This is a genomic window from Rhizobium sp. rho-13.1, assembly GCF_007000305.1.
GTDB lineage: Bacteria > Pseudomonadota > Alphaproteobacteria > Rhizobiales > Rhizobiaceae > Rhizobium > Rhizobium rhododendri.
This window is the reverse complement of the sequence record NZ_SCFL01000002.1, coordinates 319960-336074: the sequence shown is the minus strand read 5'-3', so window position 1 is coordinate 336074 and position 16115 is coordinate 319960. Positions and strand designations below refer to the sequence as shown.

The 16115-nt window shown below is 59.9% G+C and carries 16 protein-coding genes and 1 riboswitch; of the genes, 8 read left to right on the top strand and 8 right to left on the bottom strand.

The window, feature by feature from the left end:
* Nucleotides 1–13: 13 nt before the first annotated feature.
* Both EQW76_RS08080 and EQW76_RS08075 read right to left on the bottom strand, forming a co-directional pair.
* Nucleotides 14–1483 (bottom strand): HAMP domain-containing sensor histidine kinase, encoded by a 1470-nt coding sequence (locus EQW76_RS08080; RefSeq protein WP_224128606.1) that lies wholly within the window; start codon nt 1481–1483, stop codon nt 14–16.
* A gap of 214 nt (nt 1484–1697) precedes the next feature.
* On the bottom strand, nt 1698–3710 hold the full coding sequence (locus EQW76_RS08075) for a methyl-accepting chemotaxis protein (protein WP_142823900.1): 2013 nt from the start codon (nt 3708–3710) through the stop codon (nt 1698–1700).
* Between the two features lie 445 nt (nt 3711–4155).
* Between EQW76_RS08075 and rpmH the strand changes: the two genes are divergently transcribed.
* The 4 genes from rpmH to yihA all read left to right on the top strand — a co-directional run bounded on the left by rpmH (nt 4156) and on the right by yihA (nt 7315).
* Complete coding sequence (gene rpmH / locus EQW76_RS08070; protein ID WP_111216528.1) at nt 4156–4290, top strand: 50S ribosomal protein L34; 135 nt, start codon at nt 4156–4158, stop codon at nt 4288–4290.
* A 33-nt stretch (nt 4291–4323) separates the two neighbouring features.
* Complete coding sequence (gene rnpA / locus EQW76_RS08065) at nt 4324–4716, top strand: ribonuclease P protein component (RefSeq protein ID WP_111216526.1); 393 nt, start codon at nt 4324–4326, stop codon at nt 4714–4716.
* Nucleotides 4716–6527: a membrane protein insertase YidC gene (gene yidC, locus EQW76_RS08060; protein WP_142823899.1), complete on the top strand. Its 1812-nt coding sequence runs from the start codon at nt 4716–4718 to the stop codon at nt 6525–6527. The genes rnpA and yidC overlap by 1 nt, the downstream gene beginning before the upstream one ends.
* A gap of 128 nt (nt 6528–6655) precedes the next feature.
* Entirely contained in the window at nt 6656–7315 is a 660-nt protein-coding gene (gene yihA / locus EQW76_RS08055; RefSeq protein WP_142823898.1) for a ribosome biogenesis GTP-binding protein YihA/YsxC, read from the top strand.
* A 69-nt stretch (nt 7316–7384) separates the two neighbouring features.
* Here yihA and EQW76_RS08050 read toward each other — a convergent pair whose 3' ends face one another.
* The 3 genes from EQW76_RS08050 to EQW76_RS08040 form a co-directional block, all read right to left on the bottom strand.
* Nucleotides 7385–7942 (bottom strand): fasciclin domain-containing protein, encoded by a 558-nt coding sequence (locus EQW76_RS08050; RefSeq protein ID WP_111216520.1) that lies wholly within the window; start codon nt 7940–7942, stop codon nt 7385–7387.
* 210 nt (nt 7943–8152) lie between these two features.
* Nucleotides 8153–8875 carry an anti-sigma factor gene (locus EQW76_RS08045; RefSeq protein ID WP_142823897.1) on the bottom strand — a complete coding sequence of 241 codons (723 nt, stop codon included), beginning with the start codon at nt 8873–8875 and terminating at the stop codon, nt 8153–8155.
* Complete coding sequence (locus tag EQW76_RS08040) at nt 8872–9411, bottom strand: sigma-70 family RNA polymerase sigma factor (protein ID WP_142823896.1); 540 nt, start codon at nt 9409–9411, stop codon at nt 8872–8874. Before EQW76_RS08040 ends, EQW76_RS08045 begins: the two co-directional genes overlap by 4 nt.
* 185 nt (nt 9412–9596) lie before the next feature.
* On the opposite strand from EQW76_RS08040, the gene argB reads away from it, so the two are divergent.
* From argB to EQW76_RS08025, 3 genes are all read left to right on the top strand, one after another.
* Entirely contained in the window at nt 9597–10484 is an 888-nt protein-coding gene (argB, locus tag EQW76_RS08035; protein WP_142823895.1) for an acetylglutamate kinase, read from the top strand.
* Nucleotides 10485–10536: 52 nt separating this feature from the next.
* Entirely contained in the window at nt 10537–11241 is a 705-nt protein-coding gene (locus tag EQW76_RS08030; RefSeq protein ID WP_142823894.1) for a pyrimidine 5'-nucleotidase, read from the top strand.
* 114 nt (nt 11242–11355) lie between these two features.
* Nucleotides 11356–11967, top strand: a complete 612-nt coding sequence (locus EQW76_RS08025; protein ID WP_142823893.1) for an EF-hand domain-containing protein — start codon at nt 11356–11358, stop codon at nt 11965–11967.
* 154 nt (nt 11968–12121) lie between these two features.
* Here EQW76_RS08025 and EQW76_RS08020 read toward each other — a convergent pair whose 3' ends face one another.
* From EQW76_RS08020 to EQW76_RS08010, 3 genes are all read right to left on the bottom strand, one after another.
* Nucleotides 12122–12517: a DUF190 domain-containing protein gene (locus EQW76_RS08020; protein WP_142823892.1), complete on the bottom strand. Its 396-nt coding sequence runs from the start codon at nt 12515–12517 to the stop codon at nt 12122–12124.
* Entirely contained in the window at nt 12514–13923 is a 1410-nt protein-coding gene (locus EQW76_RS08015; RefSeq protein ID WP_142824441.1) for a voltage-gated chloride channel family protein, read from the bottom strand. Before EQW76_RS08015 ends, EQW76_RS08020 begins: the two co-directional genes overlap by 4 nt.
* Before the next feature lie 79 nt (nt 13924–14002).
* Nucleotides 14003–14082: riboswitch (Fluoride riboswitch) on the bottom strand.
* A gap of 67 nt (nt 14083–14149) precedes the next feature.
* Nucleotides 14150–15010 (bottom strand): LOG family protein, encoded by an 861-nt coding sequence (locus EQW76_RS08010; protein WP_142823891.1) that lies wholly within the window; start codon nt 15008–15010, stop codon nt 14150–14152.
* 220 nt (nt 15011–15230) lie between these two features.
* On the opposite strand from EQW76_RS08010, the gene dapD reads away from it, so the two are divergent.
* Nucleotides 15231–16088, top strand: a complete 858-nt coding sequence (dapD, locus tag EQW76_RS08005) for a 2,3,4,5-tetrahydropyridine-2,6-dicarboxylate N-succinyltransferase (protein ID WP_142823890.1) — start codon at nt 15231–15233, stop codon at nt 16086–16088.
* Nucleotides 16089–16115: the final 27 nt, after the last annotated feature.

Below are 16115 nucleotides of genomic sequence, written 5' to 3'. Positions count from 1 at the left end.
GCGCCGAGCCTCCTCAGGTTTCGGTGGCGCTGCGGCCGCGATAGGCCTCGAGGGAAATCGGGCGGTCCGGGATCTCTATACGGAACTGGGTCCCAGGGGACGGCTTTTCGACAAGAGCGATGGTGCCGCCATGGGCAAGCACCAGCTCGCGGGCGATGGTCAGGCCGAGACCGGTGCCACCGGAGCGCGCCGAGCCACGGAACGCCGTGAACAGGTTTTCCCGCGCCTTCGGAGCCATACCCGGACCGGTGTCGTCGATGGTGATGCCGACGACACTGCCGATCCGGTGGGCCGCGACAGTGATGCGGCGAACGCTCTGCGGCTGCTGCTCTCCATAGGCGATGAGTGCCTGATGGGCGTTGCGGCAGAGATTGTGGATAACGCGGAAGAGTTGCTCGCTGTCGGCATCCACCTCGAGCTCATGGGACACCACCTCGACAAATTCGATCCCGCTTTCGGGATCGATCGCCATGATGTCCCTCACCTCGGCGGTGAGATCGTGGAGCTTAAGGCGACGGCGGCGTGGCGCCGATTCGGATGCCTGGCCATAGGATAGCACCTCGTTGGTATAACCGACGGCGCGGTCGATGGTGCGCAACAGCTTCGGCGCGAAACGCTTGACCATCGGGTCGTCGATGTCAGCAAGCCGGTCGGACATCAGCTGGGCGGAGGCGAGAATATTGCGCATGTCGTGGTTGATCTTCGACACCGCAAGACCGAGAGCGGCAAGGTTCTTCTGCTGCTTCAGCGTCTTCTGCAGCTGCGCCTGCATCGTCGCCAGATGGCGGCCGGCAACGGCGAGTTCGTCGCGCCCGTCATCCGGCACCAGAACCCGCGCAGGATCCTCCGGATCGTCGGAGTAGGATTGCATGCTGTCGGTCAGCTTGCGGATCGGCTTGATCATGATCCGGTTGATGGCGAAGAAAATCAGGGTTGCGGTGAAGAAGGAAAGCAATAGCGAAAGAAGCAGTACGTTTGTCGAATAGCGCAGCATGGCCTTGCGCAGGCTGGCGTCCTTGAGCACGACCTCGACGCCCATTTTCGTTTCCCCGACCGGGCCGTAGACGCGCATGATCCGCTCGCCGCCGAACAGCAGCGTATTCAGCGCATCGTGGACAGCCGTCGGCAGCGAAACGTCGGTCAGGTCGAACTGGTCGTCGACGGATGTGGGCATATCGGCGGTGGCAAGCAACCGCGAGGTGCCGTCCTTGCGCAAGATGATGGCCCTGGTGCCGGTCGCCATCAGAGTTTCCTTCTGCAGCGAGCGCGGCAGCTCGACGGGCTGCAGGCCGTCGATAACGATCGCCGCAGCCGCAGCTGTGTTGAGGCGGTCCTGCAGCCAACGCAGCCGCATATAAGCGACAGAGGGCACGAAGATCAGGATTTCCGCGACCATGACGAAAACGACGGTCAGCGACAGGAGCTTGCCGGACAGGCCGCCAAAAAGTCCGGTCGGTCGCGACGCGCATATCCTGTTACCCATGCCGGCTTTGGTACCCAGCGGAAATTTCATTTCCGGCCATCCCATTCAGCGGCAATGCAGATTGCCTTGGTCAATTAGGCAATACGATAAGAGTTTTTGCCGGTGTCTTCAATGCGCCATCGTAACGCGGCCGTCCTTATGAAGGTGGCAGACCGATGAAAAAAGGCGCGGCACCGGGTGCCGCGCCTGGGCGAACGTTAAAGCCTGCGTGCGATCAGAATTCTTCCCATTCCTGAGAAGCGGGCTGGGCCGCCGCACCGCCGCGTCCTCCGGACATCATGCGGGAACCTGATACAGCCATCTGGCGAGGCGGAGCGGCTGCCGGGCGGCGCGTGTCCAGACGCGCAACGGCCGGAGCGATATTGCGAGCGCCGGTGACCTTGAAGCCAGCAACGAGCCGCACGAGGCTGTCGGCTTCGGCGGTGAGCTTGTGGGTTGCCGCCGACGTTTCCTCGACCATGGCGGCATTCTGCTGCGTCACCTGGTCCATCTGGTTGACGGCGGTGTTGACCTCGGCAAGACCGGTTGCCTGTTCACGCGCCGAGGTGGCGATCGAATGGATATGGTCGTTGATCGCCAGCACGCGGGTTTCGATGTCGCCGAGTGCTTCACCGGTTTCCTGCACCAACTTGACGCCGGCCTGCACCTCGCTGCCCGATTTGGTGATCAACCCCTTGATGTCCTTGGCTGCCTTTGCGGAGCGCTGGGCCAGTTCGCGCACCTCCTGGGCGACGACGGCAAAGCCTTTGCCAGCCTCGCCTGCCCGGGCAGCTTCCACCCCTGCATTGAGCGCCAGCAGGTTGGTCTGGAAGGCAATCTCATCGATGACATTGATGATCTGGCTGATTTCGCGCGATGCCTGCTCGATGCGGCCCATCGCATCGACTGCATTGCGCACGACAATGCCGGATCTCGCAGTGTTGTCCTTGGCCTCGGTGGCCATGATGCTGGCCTCCTGGGCGCGGGTGGTCGAGTTCTGCACCACGGCAGTGATCTCGTCGAGCGCCGCCGAAGTTTCCTCGAGGGCTGCAGCCTGCTGCTCGGTGCGCTTGGCAAGATCGTCGCCGGCAACGCGCAGTTCGTTGGCATTGCCATGGATCGAACTCGTCGTGTCGCGAACCTCGCGCATGGTGTCCTGCAGTGTCGACAGGGTCGCGTTGACGTTTTGCTGGAGTTCGGCAAATGCACCCTGATAGGTGCCGCGCATGGTCTGCGTCAGGTCGCCGGCAGCGAGTTCGGCGATGACGCGTCGGGTCTCCGTGATCCCCGCATCGACGCTAGCGACAAGCTCGTTGACGTTGCGTGCGAAGCGATCGAGATTTTCGTCGTTGTAGGTCTTTTCGATCCGGCGGCTGAAATCCCCCGCAGCAGCCGAGGCCACCACATGCGACATGCCCGACTGCAGATCGTCGCTCTTGGCGCGCAGCACTGCCTCGTCGGAATGCATGCGCTGGACCGCAAGGCCGCTCTGCTTGAACACCTCGACGGCCGCTGCCATGTCGCCGATCTCATCGCCGCGACCGACATAGGGAACGTCGACGTTGAAATCGCCACCTGCCACCTGCTTGATGGTATCGGTGACCTTGTTGATCGGGCGCGTCAGATGGTTTGTGCCGATATAGAGGCCAAAGCCAATGCCGCTGACGATACCAAGGCCGGTGGCTGCGAGCACCACCCAGAAAATCATGTCGCCAAACGAATCGATGTCGGCACGGACAGCGGTCAGTTCCTGCGTGTCGGCCTTCACGACGGCGTCGATGTCGGCCTGAAAAGCTTTGCGATTGGCGCGATTGTCTTCGTTATTGCCTTGCTTGTTGGCTGCAGGCGGCCCCTCCGCCAAAAGCAACCGCACGGTCTCGCTACGGAACCCGTTGAACTCCTTGGACTTATCGAGCAGCTTAGCGAAATCGGCCTTCTGGCCTTCCGGCACCAGCGGCGCCCACTTGGCGATGATCTTGTCGATTTCGACGAGATCGGCAGTTAGTCCGTCGGCAAAGCCCTTGGCGGATTTGATATCGGGGGCGCCGTAGATGCCTCGACTTTCCATGACGACCGCCGTGACATAACGGTTGAGGCGCTCACCGAGATAAGCGCGGGTCGAAGCGCGTTCATATATCCTCAGTTGGCTGTCATACTGGTTTATGGCAAACAGCGCGGTCGCGCCTATAAGCATTGCTGCGCCTGCCATGACAGCAACGAGCAAATTGATCTTGCCACGGATTTTCAACTAAATACCCCCCAAAATATATGGGCTTCAAAACAGGAGAGCCCATTCATTTTGTATTATCGAGGCCAATCGTTAAGGTAGCCTTTCCTATATTGAAATATAAAATACGAGATAAACTTGCCTCTATTGGCGCCAATTGGTAAGTTAAGACATTATACATCAGCTTCACGCCGAACGGATTATATCAGCTCTTCGCGTGCGCAGCATTGGCGGAAAATCCGGGGCGCCTCCAAAGTATGGAGTGCGCGCGAAATCGACACTGGCGGCATGCGTTGCTGCAAACTGTGAATCCCGGGCCCGATAATTGACTTTTCCGGCCTTCATCCCTATAAGCCGCCGCACGTCCGGTTTCGGAGCCTGCCTAGCGGGCTACTTCCGTGCGTCCAACAACGCTCCTTGCACTATGCAAACCCAAGAAGGGCCGCACTCCGCGGTGTTAAAATAAATGAAGCGTACCTACCAACCATCGAAGCTCGTTCGCGCTCGTCGCCACGGTTTTCGTGCTCGTATGGCAACAAAGGGCGGCCGCAAGGTCATCATCGCCCGGCGTGGCCGCGGTCGCAAGCGTCTTTCGGCTTAATCGCCGAATAGGCCCTGTCGCGATGGCGGGCGAATGACGAATAAACGACCCAATACCAAAACTGTCGGGCGGCTGAAAAGCCGGCCGCAGTTTCTTGCCGTGCGCGTGGGAGAGAAACGACGGGGCAATTTCTTTCTGGTCGAGGCGCTCGATCGCGCCCTGCCTGATGAGCCGCCACGCGTCGGTTTCACTGTCACCAAAAAACATGGCAATGCCGTCGAGCGCAACCGCATGCGCCGCCGCCTGAAAGAAGCGGTACGGCTGAAGGCCGGGTTTGCAATGCAGCCGGGACACGACTATGTGGTTGTCGCGCGCCGCGATGTATTGACTGCGCCCTTCGAAGCGCTGGCCCGGGAGTTGTCAGCCCGCTTTGAAGCCATGCCGAAACACCGCCGGTCGCAACCGGACCGCTCCAGGAAAGAATGATGGAAAAGAACCGCAATTACTTCATCGCGATCGCCCTGTCGGTGGTGATCGTCCTCGGGTGGCAGTTCTTCTATATGAACCCGCGCATCGAAGCGCAGCGCAAGGCCGATGCGGCCCTCAAGGCGCAGCAGCAGACGACGCAGCAGGTTCAGCCGAACGGCACCGCAGCGGCACCGACCCCCGGCACCAACACCACCGCTGGCGCCCCCGTTTCCGGCCAGGCCGCCATCGGCACCATGACGCTGCAGCAGGCGCTGGCAAAAACGCCGCGTGTCGCCATCGAGACCACATCGCTTCTCGGCTCGATCAATCTGGCCGGCGGGCGCCTGGATGACCTTCGTCTCAAGTCGTACCATGAGACGGTCGACAACATGAGCCCGATCATCACGCTGTTCAGTCCGGCCGAAACAAAGGACGGCTACTTCGCCGAACTCGGCTACATCGGTGACGACAAGACCGGCGCTGTTCCTGGCCCTTCGACCGTCTGGACGGCACCTGAAGGTGCAAAGCTCACCGACAAGACGCCGGTGACGCTGACCTACACCAATGACAAGGGACTGACTTTCTCGCGTACGATCTCCGTCGACGACCACTACATGTTCACGGTTGCAGACAAGATCACCAATGCCAGCCAGCAGCCGGTCTCGGTTGCCAGTTACGGTCGCGTCATCCGCTACAGCTTGCCTACAACGCCGTCTGCCTACGTGCTGCACGAAGGCTTCATCGGCGTAATCGGCGACGACGGCCTGCTGGAAACCAAGTACACGGCTGTCGACAAGGAACCGACAACCCCGGCAAAGGCAACCACCGGCTGGCTCGGCTTTACCGACAAGTACTGGGCAGCCACCATCGTGCCGCCGCAGACGACCCCCTACGATGCCCGCTTCTCGCATTTTACCGATGGCCAGCCCCGCTACCAGGCTGACTACAAGCAGGATGCCATCAGCATCGCTGCCGGACAGTCCGTCGACCTCAAGAACCTCGTCTTTGCCGGCGCCAAGGAAGTGCCTGTCATCGACCGCTACGAGGAAAGCTACTCGATCCCGCGCTTCGACCGCCTGATCGACTGGGGCTGGTTCTACTTCCTGACCAAGCCGATGTTCAAGCTGATGGACTTCTTCTTCCGCTACTTCGGCAACTTCGGCGTCGCCATCCTCTGCACGACCATCGTCGTCAAGCTCCTGTTCTTCCCGCTGGCCAGCAAGCAATACGCGTCGATGGCCAACATGAAGAAGATGCAGCCACGCATGGCTGAGCTGAAGGAAAAGTTCGGCGACGACAAGATGGGCCTGCAGCAGGCCACGATGAAGCTCTACAAGGAAGAGAAGATCAACCCGGTCGCCGGCTGCTGGCCGATCGCCCTGCAGATCCCGATCTTCTTCTCGCTCTACAAGGTCATCTACATCACCATCGAGATGCGGCATGCACCGTTCTTCGGCTGGATTCGCGACCTGTCGGCGCCCGACCCGACGTCTATCGTCAACCTGTTCGGCCTGCTGCCGTTCGAGGCCCCGACCATCCTGCATCTTGGCGTCTGGCCGATGATCATGGGCGTGACCATGTTCCTGCAGATGCGCATGAACCCGACGCCGCCCGATCCGACGCAGGCAATGATCTTCAACTGGATGCCGCTGGTATTCATGTTCATGCTGTCGAGCTTCCCGGCCGGCCTGGTTATCTACTGGGCCTGGAACAACACGCTGTCCGTGATTCAGCAGGCGATCATCATGCGGCGCCACGGTGCCAAGGTCGAGCTGTTCGACAATATGCGCGGGTTGTTCAAGCGGAAGAAACCGGCGGAAACGAAATAGCCTTGAAAACCCCGGCTTAGTCCGGGGTTTTCTTTTTCAACGCGGGGGGCCTTTGTCCCAAGAGCGGCAAGTCTTGACATCGGCTGCCAAAACCGTGAAGCCAAACCATCAACAAACGATCGCGAGCCATGGCCGAAGCACCCGTACCCACCGAAAAGCCGTTGTTCGGCCGCCCCTGGATTTTCATTCGTGGCGTGCCCTCGATGAAGTTCCTGCCGCCGGAAGGCCCGCCGGAGATTGCCTTTGCGGGACGCTCGAATGTCGGCAAGTCGTCGCTGATCAATGCGCTCGTCGGCCACCATGGGCTTGCCCGGACATCAAACACGCCGGGCCGGACACAGGAACTCAACTATTTCGTGCCCGACGGCTATTCCGGGGAAGCCGGCGACCTGCCGCCGATGGCGCTGGTGGACATGCCTGGCTACGGCTATGCGAAGGCGCCGAAGGACAATGTCGATGCCTGGACAAGGCTGGTATTCGACTACCTGCGCGGCCGGGCGACGCTGAAGCGCGTCTACGTGCTGATCGATTCCCGCCATGGCATCAAGAAGAACGACGAAGACGTCATGGCCCTGCTCGACAAGGCTGCCGTTTCCTACCAGATCGTTCTCACTAAGACGGACAAGATCAAGGACGCCGGCGTGCCGAGGGTTGTTGCCGAGGCAGCCGAGATGACCCGCAAGCGCCCGGCCTGCTTCCCCGGCATCATACCGACCTCTTCCGAAGAGAACGAAGGTATGGATGACCTCCGCCAGGCAATCATCGAAACTGTCGGCTACGGCGCCTGACGTGACTGAACGCAAAAAGGCCGCCGCGCGGTGAATTACCGGAGCGACGGCCTTCGAAGTCGATGTTGATTACATCTTCGGCAGCAGAACTGCGTCGATGACGTGAATTTCGCCGTTGGACTGCTTGACGTCGGCGATGGTGACATGGGCCGTGCCGCCGGCTTCGTCGGTCAGCGTAACCTTGCTGCCCTTTGTCATGGCCTTGATCACGCAGCCGCCGACAGTCTTGATGTCGTATTCGCCACCGGCGTCCTTGACCATCTTCTTGACAGCGGATGCCATGATGTCGCCGGAGACGACGTGGCAGGTGAGGATCTTGACGAGCTTGGCCTTGTTTTCAGGCTTCAGCAGGGTTTCGACCGTGCCGGCCGGGAGTTTTGCAAATGCTTCATTGGTCGGGGCAAATACGGTGAAAGGGCCTTTGCCTTCCAGCGTTTCTACGAGGCCTGCAGCCTTTACAGCGGCAACAAGCGTCGTGTGGTCTTTCGAGTTGACGGCGTTTTCGATGATGTTCTTCGAGGCGTACATCTTTGCGCCGCCGACCATAGGGTCCTTGGCGTAAGCTGCGCCGGTGGCTGCGGACAATGCGACGGCCAGAGCGGCAATGCGAAGCGTGGTCTTCATCATGATCTGATTCCTCTTCCTCTTATATCCCCGATCCAACTCACCTGGGCTTGTGCCCTATCCGCCGGGGACACTGGTAGTACGGAACGCTCCTGAAAACAGTTTCAAACTGCTCGCTGATTTTTAACGAATTCAAATGAAACGTAAAAACCACGAAAAACGCCGCAAACACTGGAGTTCGCGGCGCATGGTGTCGACAATCTGGGGAAATGACTAAAGGCTACGGGTTTTACCCGCAGCGATAACGGGTCCGGTCGGCGCGCCGGATGGTGACCCACCGAAGGGCTCGACGCTGATGGCGATGGTGGCGCCTTCGCCAAACTGGCTGCGCATATTGGCTGGCACGGCGATTTCGCCCTCGCCGCTCTGGGGCAGAACGCCCAGTGCTTTTGCTGGGTCGCTGCCCTTGATCAACCATAGCTCCAGCGATTTCTTTTCGGTCTGCGCTGCTGCAACCGGCGTTATCTTCAGGCGTCCGCTTGAAGTGTCGTAGCTTGCAACAAGGTTGAGGGCACCGTTGACGCTGGCGGGGACCGCGAGGTCGGCCACCATCCGCCTGGAGCCGGACCCGACCTTCAGACCACCGTTTGCATCGTAGAAAATCGCACCGGCAGCCAGCACGAGCGAGGCAAGCGTCAGCCCGCGCCAGACCGGGAGCGAGTTCCAGACGCCGCCGCGGCGCTTTGGGCGTTCGCCGAAAATCCGTTTTTCGACCTTCGGAAACACCGATGCCGGCGGCAAGATCGCTTCGTATTCGTCGTTGAACGACGACAGGTTCTGTTCCCAGCGGTTGACGATCGCCGCAAAGGGGCGATCGCTGCGCATGCGCGTCTCGACCTTCTGCCGGTCTTCCAGCGACAGAACACCCAGCACGTATTCGCCGGCCAGTACCTCGTCGCGGGAGCGGCCTCCCTTGCTTTGATCGGGTGAACTCATCGGTCCATGCACTCTCTCAGTTTGATCAGGCTTCGGCGCAGCCATGTGCGCATGGTATTCAAAGGCACTGCGTATTGATCGGCGAGTTCCTGATAGCTCAGTCCCTCGACGTAGGCACTGCGAACTGCCTGGGCGCGGCCGTCCTCCAGGGTTTCCATGCAGAGATCGATGCGCCTGCCCTCGCCCTTGATGACAGCCTGCGTCTCCGGATCGGGCTCGTCGTCAGCCAGATCATACACCGCGTCGATCTCGTCCGCCACGGGCTTGCGAGCCCGGATGGCGTCGATGGACCGATTGCGGGCGATCGACGTCAGCCACCCCATTGCCGGGTTTTCCGACGCGACGAAACGATCTGCACGCTGCCATATCCGGACGAAGACTTCCTGAAGAACTTCTTCCGCATCTGTCCTGTCTTTCAGGATACGCAAACAAACGGCAAATAGTTTCGGGCTTGTCTTCTTATAAAGTTCGGAAAACGCACTCTGGTCACGCATTGCAACGCGGCTGACGAGGGTGGCTATATCGTCAGTGGCCATCCATGATCCCCGCTCCCGTTCCCAATACCGTCATATTAGGATGTTTGAGCGGCCGGGCAAGACGAATAACACTTCAGGCACCTTCCTCGCGGTGGATTTCCCGATCAAAACTTATCGCCTCGACGTTATTCCCTCTGTCAAAAACTTGAGATAAAACCCCTCGAACAATTTCAGCGGGGTGTGTCATGGCCGAATCCGAAAACGAACTGCAGGCACGCCTGCTGGCAAAAGCCCTGCCGTTCATGCAGCGCTACGAAAACAAGACGATCGTGGTAAAATATGGCGGCCATGCCATGGGCGATGCGGAACTCGGCAAGGCATTCGCGGCCGATATCGCCCTGCTCAAGCAGTCCGGCGTCAACCCGATCGTCGTACACGGCGGCGGCCCGCAGATCGGTGCGATGCTGACCAAGATGGGCATCGAATCGAAATTCGAAGGCGGCCTGCGCGTGACCGATCGCAAGACGGTCGAGATCGTCGAAATGGTACTCGCCGGTTCCATCAACAAGGAAATCGTCGCTCTCATCAACCAGACCGGCGAATGGGCAATCGGTCTTTGCGGCAAGGACGGCAACATGGTGTTTGCCGAAAAGGCCAAGAAGACCATCGTCGATCCGGACTCGCATATCGAGCGGGTGCTGGATTTGGGCTTCGTCGGCGAGGTCGTCGAAGTCGACCGTACGCTGCTCGACCTGCTCGCCAAGTCGGAGATGATCCCGGTCATCGCACCGGTCGCCCCCGGTCGCGATGGCGCCACCTACAACATCAACGCGGATACCTTTGCCGGCGCTATCGCCGGGGCGCTGAATGCGACGCGCCTGCTGTTCCTGACTGACGTTCCGGGCGTGCTGGACAAGAACAAGGAACTGATCAAGGAACTGACGGTGGCCCAGGCACAGGCGCTGATCAAGGACGGCACCATCTCCGGCGGCATGATTCCCAAGGTGGAGACCTGCATCGAGGCAATCCAGGCCGGCGTTCAGGGTGTCGTCATCCTCAATGGCAAGACCGCCCATTCGGTGCTGCTCGAAATCTTCACGGAGCATGGCGCGGGCACGCTGATCATTCCCTGATCACGATAAAATGCGGTTTGCCGGCAGGCTGGCGCATGGCATAAGGGCGGCCATGACACAGCCAAGAAACATGCCCGCCGCCGCCGATTTCGCTGATATCCGTGATTGGGTATTCGATCTCGACAACACGCTCTACCCGCACAATGTCGACCTGTTTTCGCAGGTCGATGTCAACATGACGAGCTATGTCGCGGATCTGCTAAAGACGGACAGGGCTTCGGCGCGCAAACTGCAGAAGCAGTATTATCTGGAACACGGCACCACGCTGCAGGGGCTGATGCTGCATCACGGCGTAGACCCCGACGACTTTCTCGAAAAGGCGCATGCGATCGACTATACCGGTCTTACGCCGCAGCCGGCGCTTGCCGCCGCCATCAAGGCGCTGCCTGGCCGCAAGTTCATCTTCACCAACGGCAGCGTCAAGCACGCGCAGGATACGGCCGGAGCGCTTGGCATCCTCGACCATTTCGACGACATCTTCGATATCGTCGCGGCAGACTATCTGCCGAAACCGGCTGCCGGCACCTATGACAAGTTTGCCGGCCTGCACAAGATCGACATGCAAAACGCTGCCATGTTCGAAGACCTGCCGCGCAACCTGACTGTACCTAAGGCACTGGGCATGAAAACCGTGCTGATGGTGCCTCAGAATGTCGAAGGCAGTTTCACCGAATGGTGGGAGCGCCACAGCGACGACGACCAGCACATCGACTACATCACAGACGATCTGACAGCGTTCCTGTCGGCGCTCGTCTGACGAAAACTGCTTTAATTACAAAAGTTTCATCCATCTTACCGATGTTTAACTGGGTGTTTCGGGTCCGCCGCCCTACCTTTGAGTAGTCACCACGGCAACCAAAGGAAACACCCAATGATCGGGAAGAAAATTCTCATTACGGCAATGTCCGCAACCCTCCTCCTTGGCGGCGCGGCGGCAACTTTTGCAGCCAACGGCCATCACATGGGTGGACGTCACGGCCCTCGTATTCCCCCTGAAGTCATCTTCGTGCGCATGCTGCAGCAGTTCGATACCAACGGCGACATGAAGATCTCCAAGGACGAGGCGACAGCCGGCGCCGACAAGCTGTTCGATGCCATCGACACCAACAAGGATGGCTCCATCACGCCCGGTGAATACCGCGAGTACCGCAAGACCCAGATGAAGGCGATGTGGGAAGAGCGCAAGAAGATGATGGAAGACAACAAGGACAAGGCAAAGCCTGACCAGGCGATGAACGACGATGAAGGCGGCAAGCCTCCGCGTGACGGCAAGGACGGCCCGCGCGGCGAAGGTCGCCACGGCAAGGGCATGCGCGGCGGCATGATGGGCGAGATGCTGTTCAAGCGCATCGACACCGACCAGAACGGCCAGATCAGCAAGGCCGAGGCCGAAGCCGCCATGGCCAAGCTCTTCGACCGGATGGACCGCAACCACGACGGCTTCATCGCGCTCGACGACATGCCGAAGATGCCGCTCCTGTAAGGAACGGCACGTCCTAGCAGGACAAACGGAAGCCCGCCTCGCAGTCTTGCGATGGCGGGCTTTTTGAATGGGGTCTGAGCTTAAACAACTGTGCAGAGATCGGCCCCGTCACACGCTCACACGGCTAAGGCAGCGCAACCAGTTATCAAGGCATTTACGGTTTGAGGACATCTTCAACGATGACGCTGTGCCCAGTGATATCCCAGTGCTCGATGTGCTTGTAGATGATGACTTTGCCCTTCAACATGCCTCCATGTGTCCGACAGAAATTTTCAAGTTCGTGACGATCTCCGATAAGCTCGACGCACATGGTGAGATCGGGGTTGGATATCTCAAATCCGTCGTCTGCCACCCTGCCGCCATTGCTGTATCCGAAGTGGGTGGAATGAGCGACGGCGTTCAGAATGCCCGCAGCCTTCGCCTGCAGGATCAGTTCGCGATAGAGCAGGGATCCACGAAGCCAGCCGCTTTTGCCAGGCACCTTTTCGCGAGGCTTCATGTAGATGCGCACCATACCGATTTCTTTCTGTGAGATGGAATGCCGGGTCATGGCTGGTCCTTCCTGGCTGAATGATCGGAGGCGCGGATATGTAATGAATCGCCGTTCATCCCGACCGGAGCGCGCTTTTGGAGGTCGCGAAGATGCCGAACCGCCGTGCCCGGAGGAATGTGGCTGCCGGCCGAGGTTTTAGGGATGGCAATCCGCTGGGACAGATAGATGCTCGAATGGCCGCTGCAGAGATAGGCGACGAAGCAGGCAATCGCGATGTAAACAGCATGGGTTGCGCCAAAGAGCTCGATGCCCATGATCATGCAGGCAAGCGGCGTGTTCGTCGCTCCAGCAAATACGGCAACGAAGCCCAAAGCGGCGAACAGGTCAACGGGAGCGCCCATCAGACCTGCCAGCGCATTTCCCAACGCTGCGCCGATGAAAAATAGCGGGGTGACTTCACCGCCCTTGAAACCGGCGCTCAACGTTATGATCGTGAAGACCATTTTCCAGAGCCAACTCCAGCTGTCGATGTGATCCGGGCGGAAAAAGCCGAGAATGGTCGCGTCGTCGTGATCAGGAGACCAGACGCCGAGGCCAAGGTATTCCCGCGTGCCAAGCAGGTGCACCAAGCCCAGGATGACCAGGCCTGCCAGCACCGGGCGCAGCGGCGCATAGGGTATCAGCCGCTTCAGGAGAGAGGAGAGGCGATGGGAGGCGTCAGCGAAGAGATGCGCAACAATGCCGAAGGCCGCGCTCGCCGCAACGGCTTTGAGGAGAAGAAGCGGCTCGAGATGGAAATTACCCGTGGTCCCCAAAGCCGACAGATAGGAAATTGCGTAGCGGACATGCGTGATCCCCCAGGCCTGGCATGTCCAATCGGCGATGACCGACGCCATCAGTGCTGGCAGCAGTGCCTCGTACTGCATCCGTCCTATCGTCAAGACCTCCAGCGCGAAGACGGCTCCGGCAATCGGCGTGCCGAAGACAGCTCCGAACCCGGCCGCAATACCTGCCATCAGCAGGATCCGGACATCGGCTCGGTCCAGCCGGAATGCCCTGCCGAAGGCGCTGGCAAGGCTACCCCCCATCTGGACTGCGGTGCCTTCGCGACCGGCGGAGCCGCCAACCAAGTGCGTGAGAACGGTGGAGACGAGGATGAAAGGCGTCATCCGCAACGGCACCCCGCCGCCTGGCTCGTGGATCTGGTCGACGATGAGGTTATTTCCACCCTCGGCAGAAACGCCGAAGCGACCATACGCGAAAACCATCGCGAAACCCGCAACCGGCAGAGCATAGATCAGCCATGGATAGGCAAACCGTGCCTCGGTCGCCCGGTCTAGGCTCCAAAGAAAGAGCGCGACCAGAGACCCGATTGTGATCGCCATCGGCGTGACAACAGCCATCCATTTCAAAAGGCTGCGAGCTAGCTGCAGGCGTATGCCAAGAATATCGGAGAAAACCATCACGCGGTCACTCCGGCAGGCACTACATGTGAGGATTGGTTCTGGATATCAGGCACGACTCTACTCCTTCGCATAAGCGCGTTGAGTAGGAGTCATCAGCTTCATCCGGGAAGCGGTTCGACCTTTTCTGGTCCGGCAGAATCCATTACCGTTCGCTGTGATAAGCGAACGGGTGATTGCGTGTCAACCGGGTTGGAACGACGCGATTGAGACTTTCGCGCATTCCTCAATGCTCATAGAAATCGCTGACAATCTTCCATGCGGCTTCGGCTGTATCGACGAAGCTGATCAGGTTGACGTCGTCGGGGGCGATTGTACCGAACTCGGCGAGTGCGTCGAAATTGATGATCTTGCGCCAGAAGGCTTCGCCGAAAAGGATCAGCGGCAGGCGGGCCATGCGGCCGGTCTGGATCAGGGTCAGGCATTCGAAAAATTCGTCGAGCGTGCCGAAACCGCCGGGAAAAACGGCGATGGCCTTGGCACGCAGCATGAAATGCATCTTCCGGATCGCAAAGTAGTGAAAATTGAAGCTCAGCTCCGGGGTGACATAGGCGTTCGGGGCCTGCTCGTGCGGCAGGACGATGTTGAGGCCGATCGACGGCGCACCCTCCTCCGAAGCGCCACGGTTTCCCGCTTCCATGACCCCCGGGCCGCCGCCGGTGACGACGACATATTCGTGAAAACCTGAGGCTGCGGAATAGCGAGCGCAGAGCCGGGCGAACTTGCGGGCTTCCTCGTAATAGACAGAGGCGGCCTCGAGATTGGCGCGCTGGACATCGTTGCGCGCGGCCCAGGCGCTCTGGCCGGGTGCTGGAATGCGTGCGCCGCCGAACATCACCACAGTCGACTTGATGCCGCGCTCGGTGAGCTCCATTTCCGTCTTCATCAGCTCCAGCTGCAGCCGGACTGGCCGTAATTCCTCGCGGCAGAGGAAATCCTCGTCGGCATAGGCAAGCCTGTAGGATGGCGACAGCGACTGCGGGGTCTTTGGAATGGCTTCGGCGCGGGTCTTGTCGGCGCCGCTGGTCTTCAGCGGATCCCAGACGCCGTCCTTGCGCCGCAGCTTGCCGTTCCTGCCTTTAGCCATTGTCCTGCCTTCCATAACTCAATGGGACCGCAGCCCGAATCGGCGCAGCCTCCGCATCTCCAGATATGCCGCGATCGGGCGCCCAATCCAGATGCAATGCGGCAGGAAAGATCATTCCATTTCCGGGACGGCTGTTGTAGAGCAGATCACCGGCCAAGCGATCACATCTGCGAATGATCCACCGGCCGGGACGAAATCCACAGATGTTCAAGGAATTGTCATGAGCGCCACCGATCTTGCCTCGCTTGAAAAGACCATCGAAGCGGCGTTCGACGCGCGCGACAGCGTCAACCTCTCGACGTCAGGCGAAATCCGCGATGCGGTCGACACGGCGCTGACCCTGCTCGACGGTGGCAAGGTGCGTGTTGCGGAACGCGGTGCCGATGGCGTCTGGACAGTCAATCAGTGGCTGAAGAAGGCGGTGCTGCTATCCTTCCGCCTCAACGACATGACGATCATCGAGGGCGGTGCTGGCGGATCGACCTGGTGGGACAAGGTCCCCTCGAAGTTCGAAGGCTGGGGCGAAAACCGCTTCCGCGAAGCGGGCATCCGCGCCGTACCGAACTGCGTCGTACGGCGCTCGGCCTATATAGCCCCAAATGCCATCCTGATGCCGTCCTTCGTCAATCTCGGCGCCTATGTCGGCGAAGGCACAATGGTCGACGCCTGGGCGACAGTCGGCTCCTGCGCCCAGATCGGCAAACATGTGCATCTTTCCGGCGGCGTCGGCATCGGCGGCGTACTGGAGCCCATGCAGGCCGGCCCGACGATCATCGAGGACAATTGCTTCATCGGCGCCCGCTCGGAAGTCGTCGAGGGCTGCATCGTCCGCGAAGGCTCGGTTCTCGGCATGGGCGTGTTCATCGGCAAGTCGACGAAGATCGTCGACCGCGCCACCGGCGATATCACCTATGGCGAAGTACCGCCCTACTCCGTCGTCGTCGCTGGATCGCTGCCGGCAGCCAAGCCGATGGCAAACGGCCAGCCCGGCCCCGGTCTCTACTGCGCCGTCATCGTCAAGCGCGTCGATGCGCAGACGCGTTCGAAGACCGGTATCAACGAACTTTTGCGCGACTGAGCGGCAATTGGATGGACGCTCCCGGCA

Coding starts and splice junctions, on each gene's coding strand:
- EQW76_RS08080 (WP_224128606.1), bottom strand. CDS start 1,483: ATGGGTAACAGGATATGCGCGTCGCGACCGACCGGACTTTTTGGCGGC.
- rpmH (WP_111216528.1), top strand. CDS start 4,156: ATGAAGCGTACCTACCAACCATCGAAGCTCGTTCGCGCTCGTCGCCAC.
- rnpA (WP_111216526.1), top strand. CDS start 4,324: ATGACGAATAAACGACCCAATACCAAAACTGTCGGGCGGCTGAAAAGC.
- yidC (WP_142823899.1), top strand. CDS start 4,716: ATGGAAAAGAACCGCAATTACTTCATCGCGATCGCCCTGTCGGTGGTG.
- yihA (WP_142823898.1), top strand. CDS start 6,656: ATGGCCGAAGCACCCGTACCCACCGAAAAGCCGTTGTTCGGCCGCCCC.
- EQW76_RS08050 (WP_111216520.1), bottom strand. CDS start 7,942: ATGATGAAGACCACGCTTCGCATTGCCGCTCTGGCCGTCGCATTGTCC.
- EQW76_RS08045 (WP_142823897.1), bottom strand. CDS start 8,875: ATGAGTTCACCCGATCAAAGCAAGGGAGGCCGCTCCCGCGACGAGGTA.
- EQW76_RS08040 (WP_142823896.1), bottom strand. CDS start 9,411: ATGGCCACTGACGATATAGCCACCCTCGTCAGCCGCGTTGCAATGCGT.
- argB (WP_142823895.1), top strand. CDS start 9,597: ATGGCCGAATCCGAAAACGAACTGCAGGCACGCCTGCTGGCAAAAGCC.
- EQW76_RS08030 (WP_142823894.1), top strand. CDS start 10,537: ATGACACAGCCAAGAAACATGCCCGCCGCCGCCGATTTCGCTGATATC.
- EQW76_RS08025 (WP_142823893.1), top strand. CDS start 11,356: ATGATCGGGAAGAAAATTCTCATTACGGCAATGTCCGCAACCCTCCTC.
- EQW76_RS08020 (WP_142823892.1), bottom strand. CDS start 12,517: ATGACCCGGCATTCCATCTCACAGAAAGAAATCGGTATGGTGCGCATC.
- EQW76_RS08015 (WP_142824441.1), bottom strand. CDS start 13,923: ATGGTTTTCTCCGATATTCTTGGCATACGCCTGCAGCTAGCTCGCAGC.
- EQW76_RS08010 (WP_142823891.1), bottom strand. CDS start 15,010: ATGGCTAAAGGCAGGAACGGCAAGCTGCGGCGCAAGGACGGCGTCTGG.
- dapD (WP_142823890.1), top strand. CDS start 15,231: ATGAGCGCCACCGATCTTGCCTCGCTTGAAAAGACCATCGAAGCGGCG.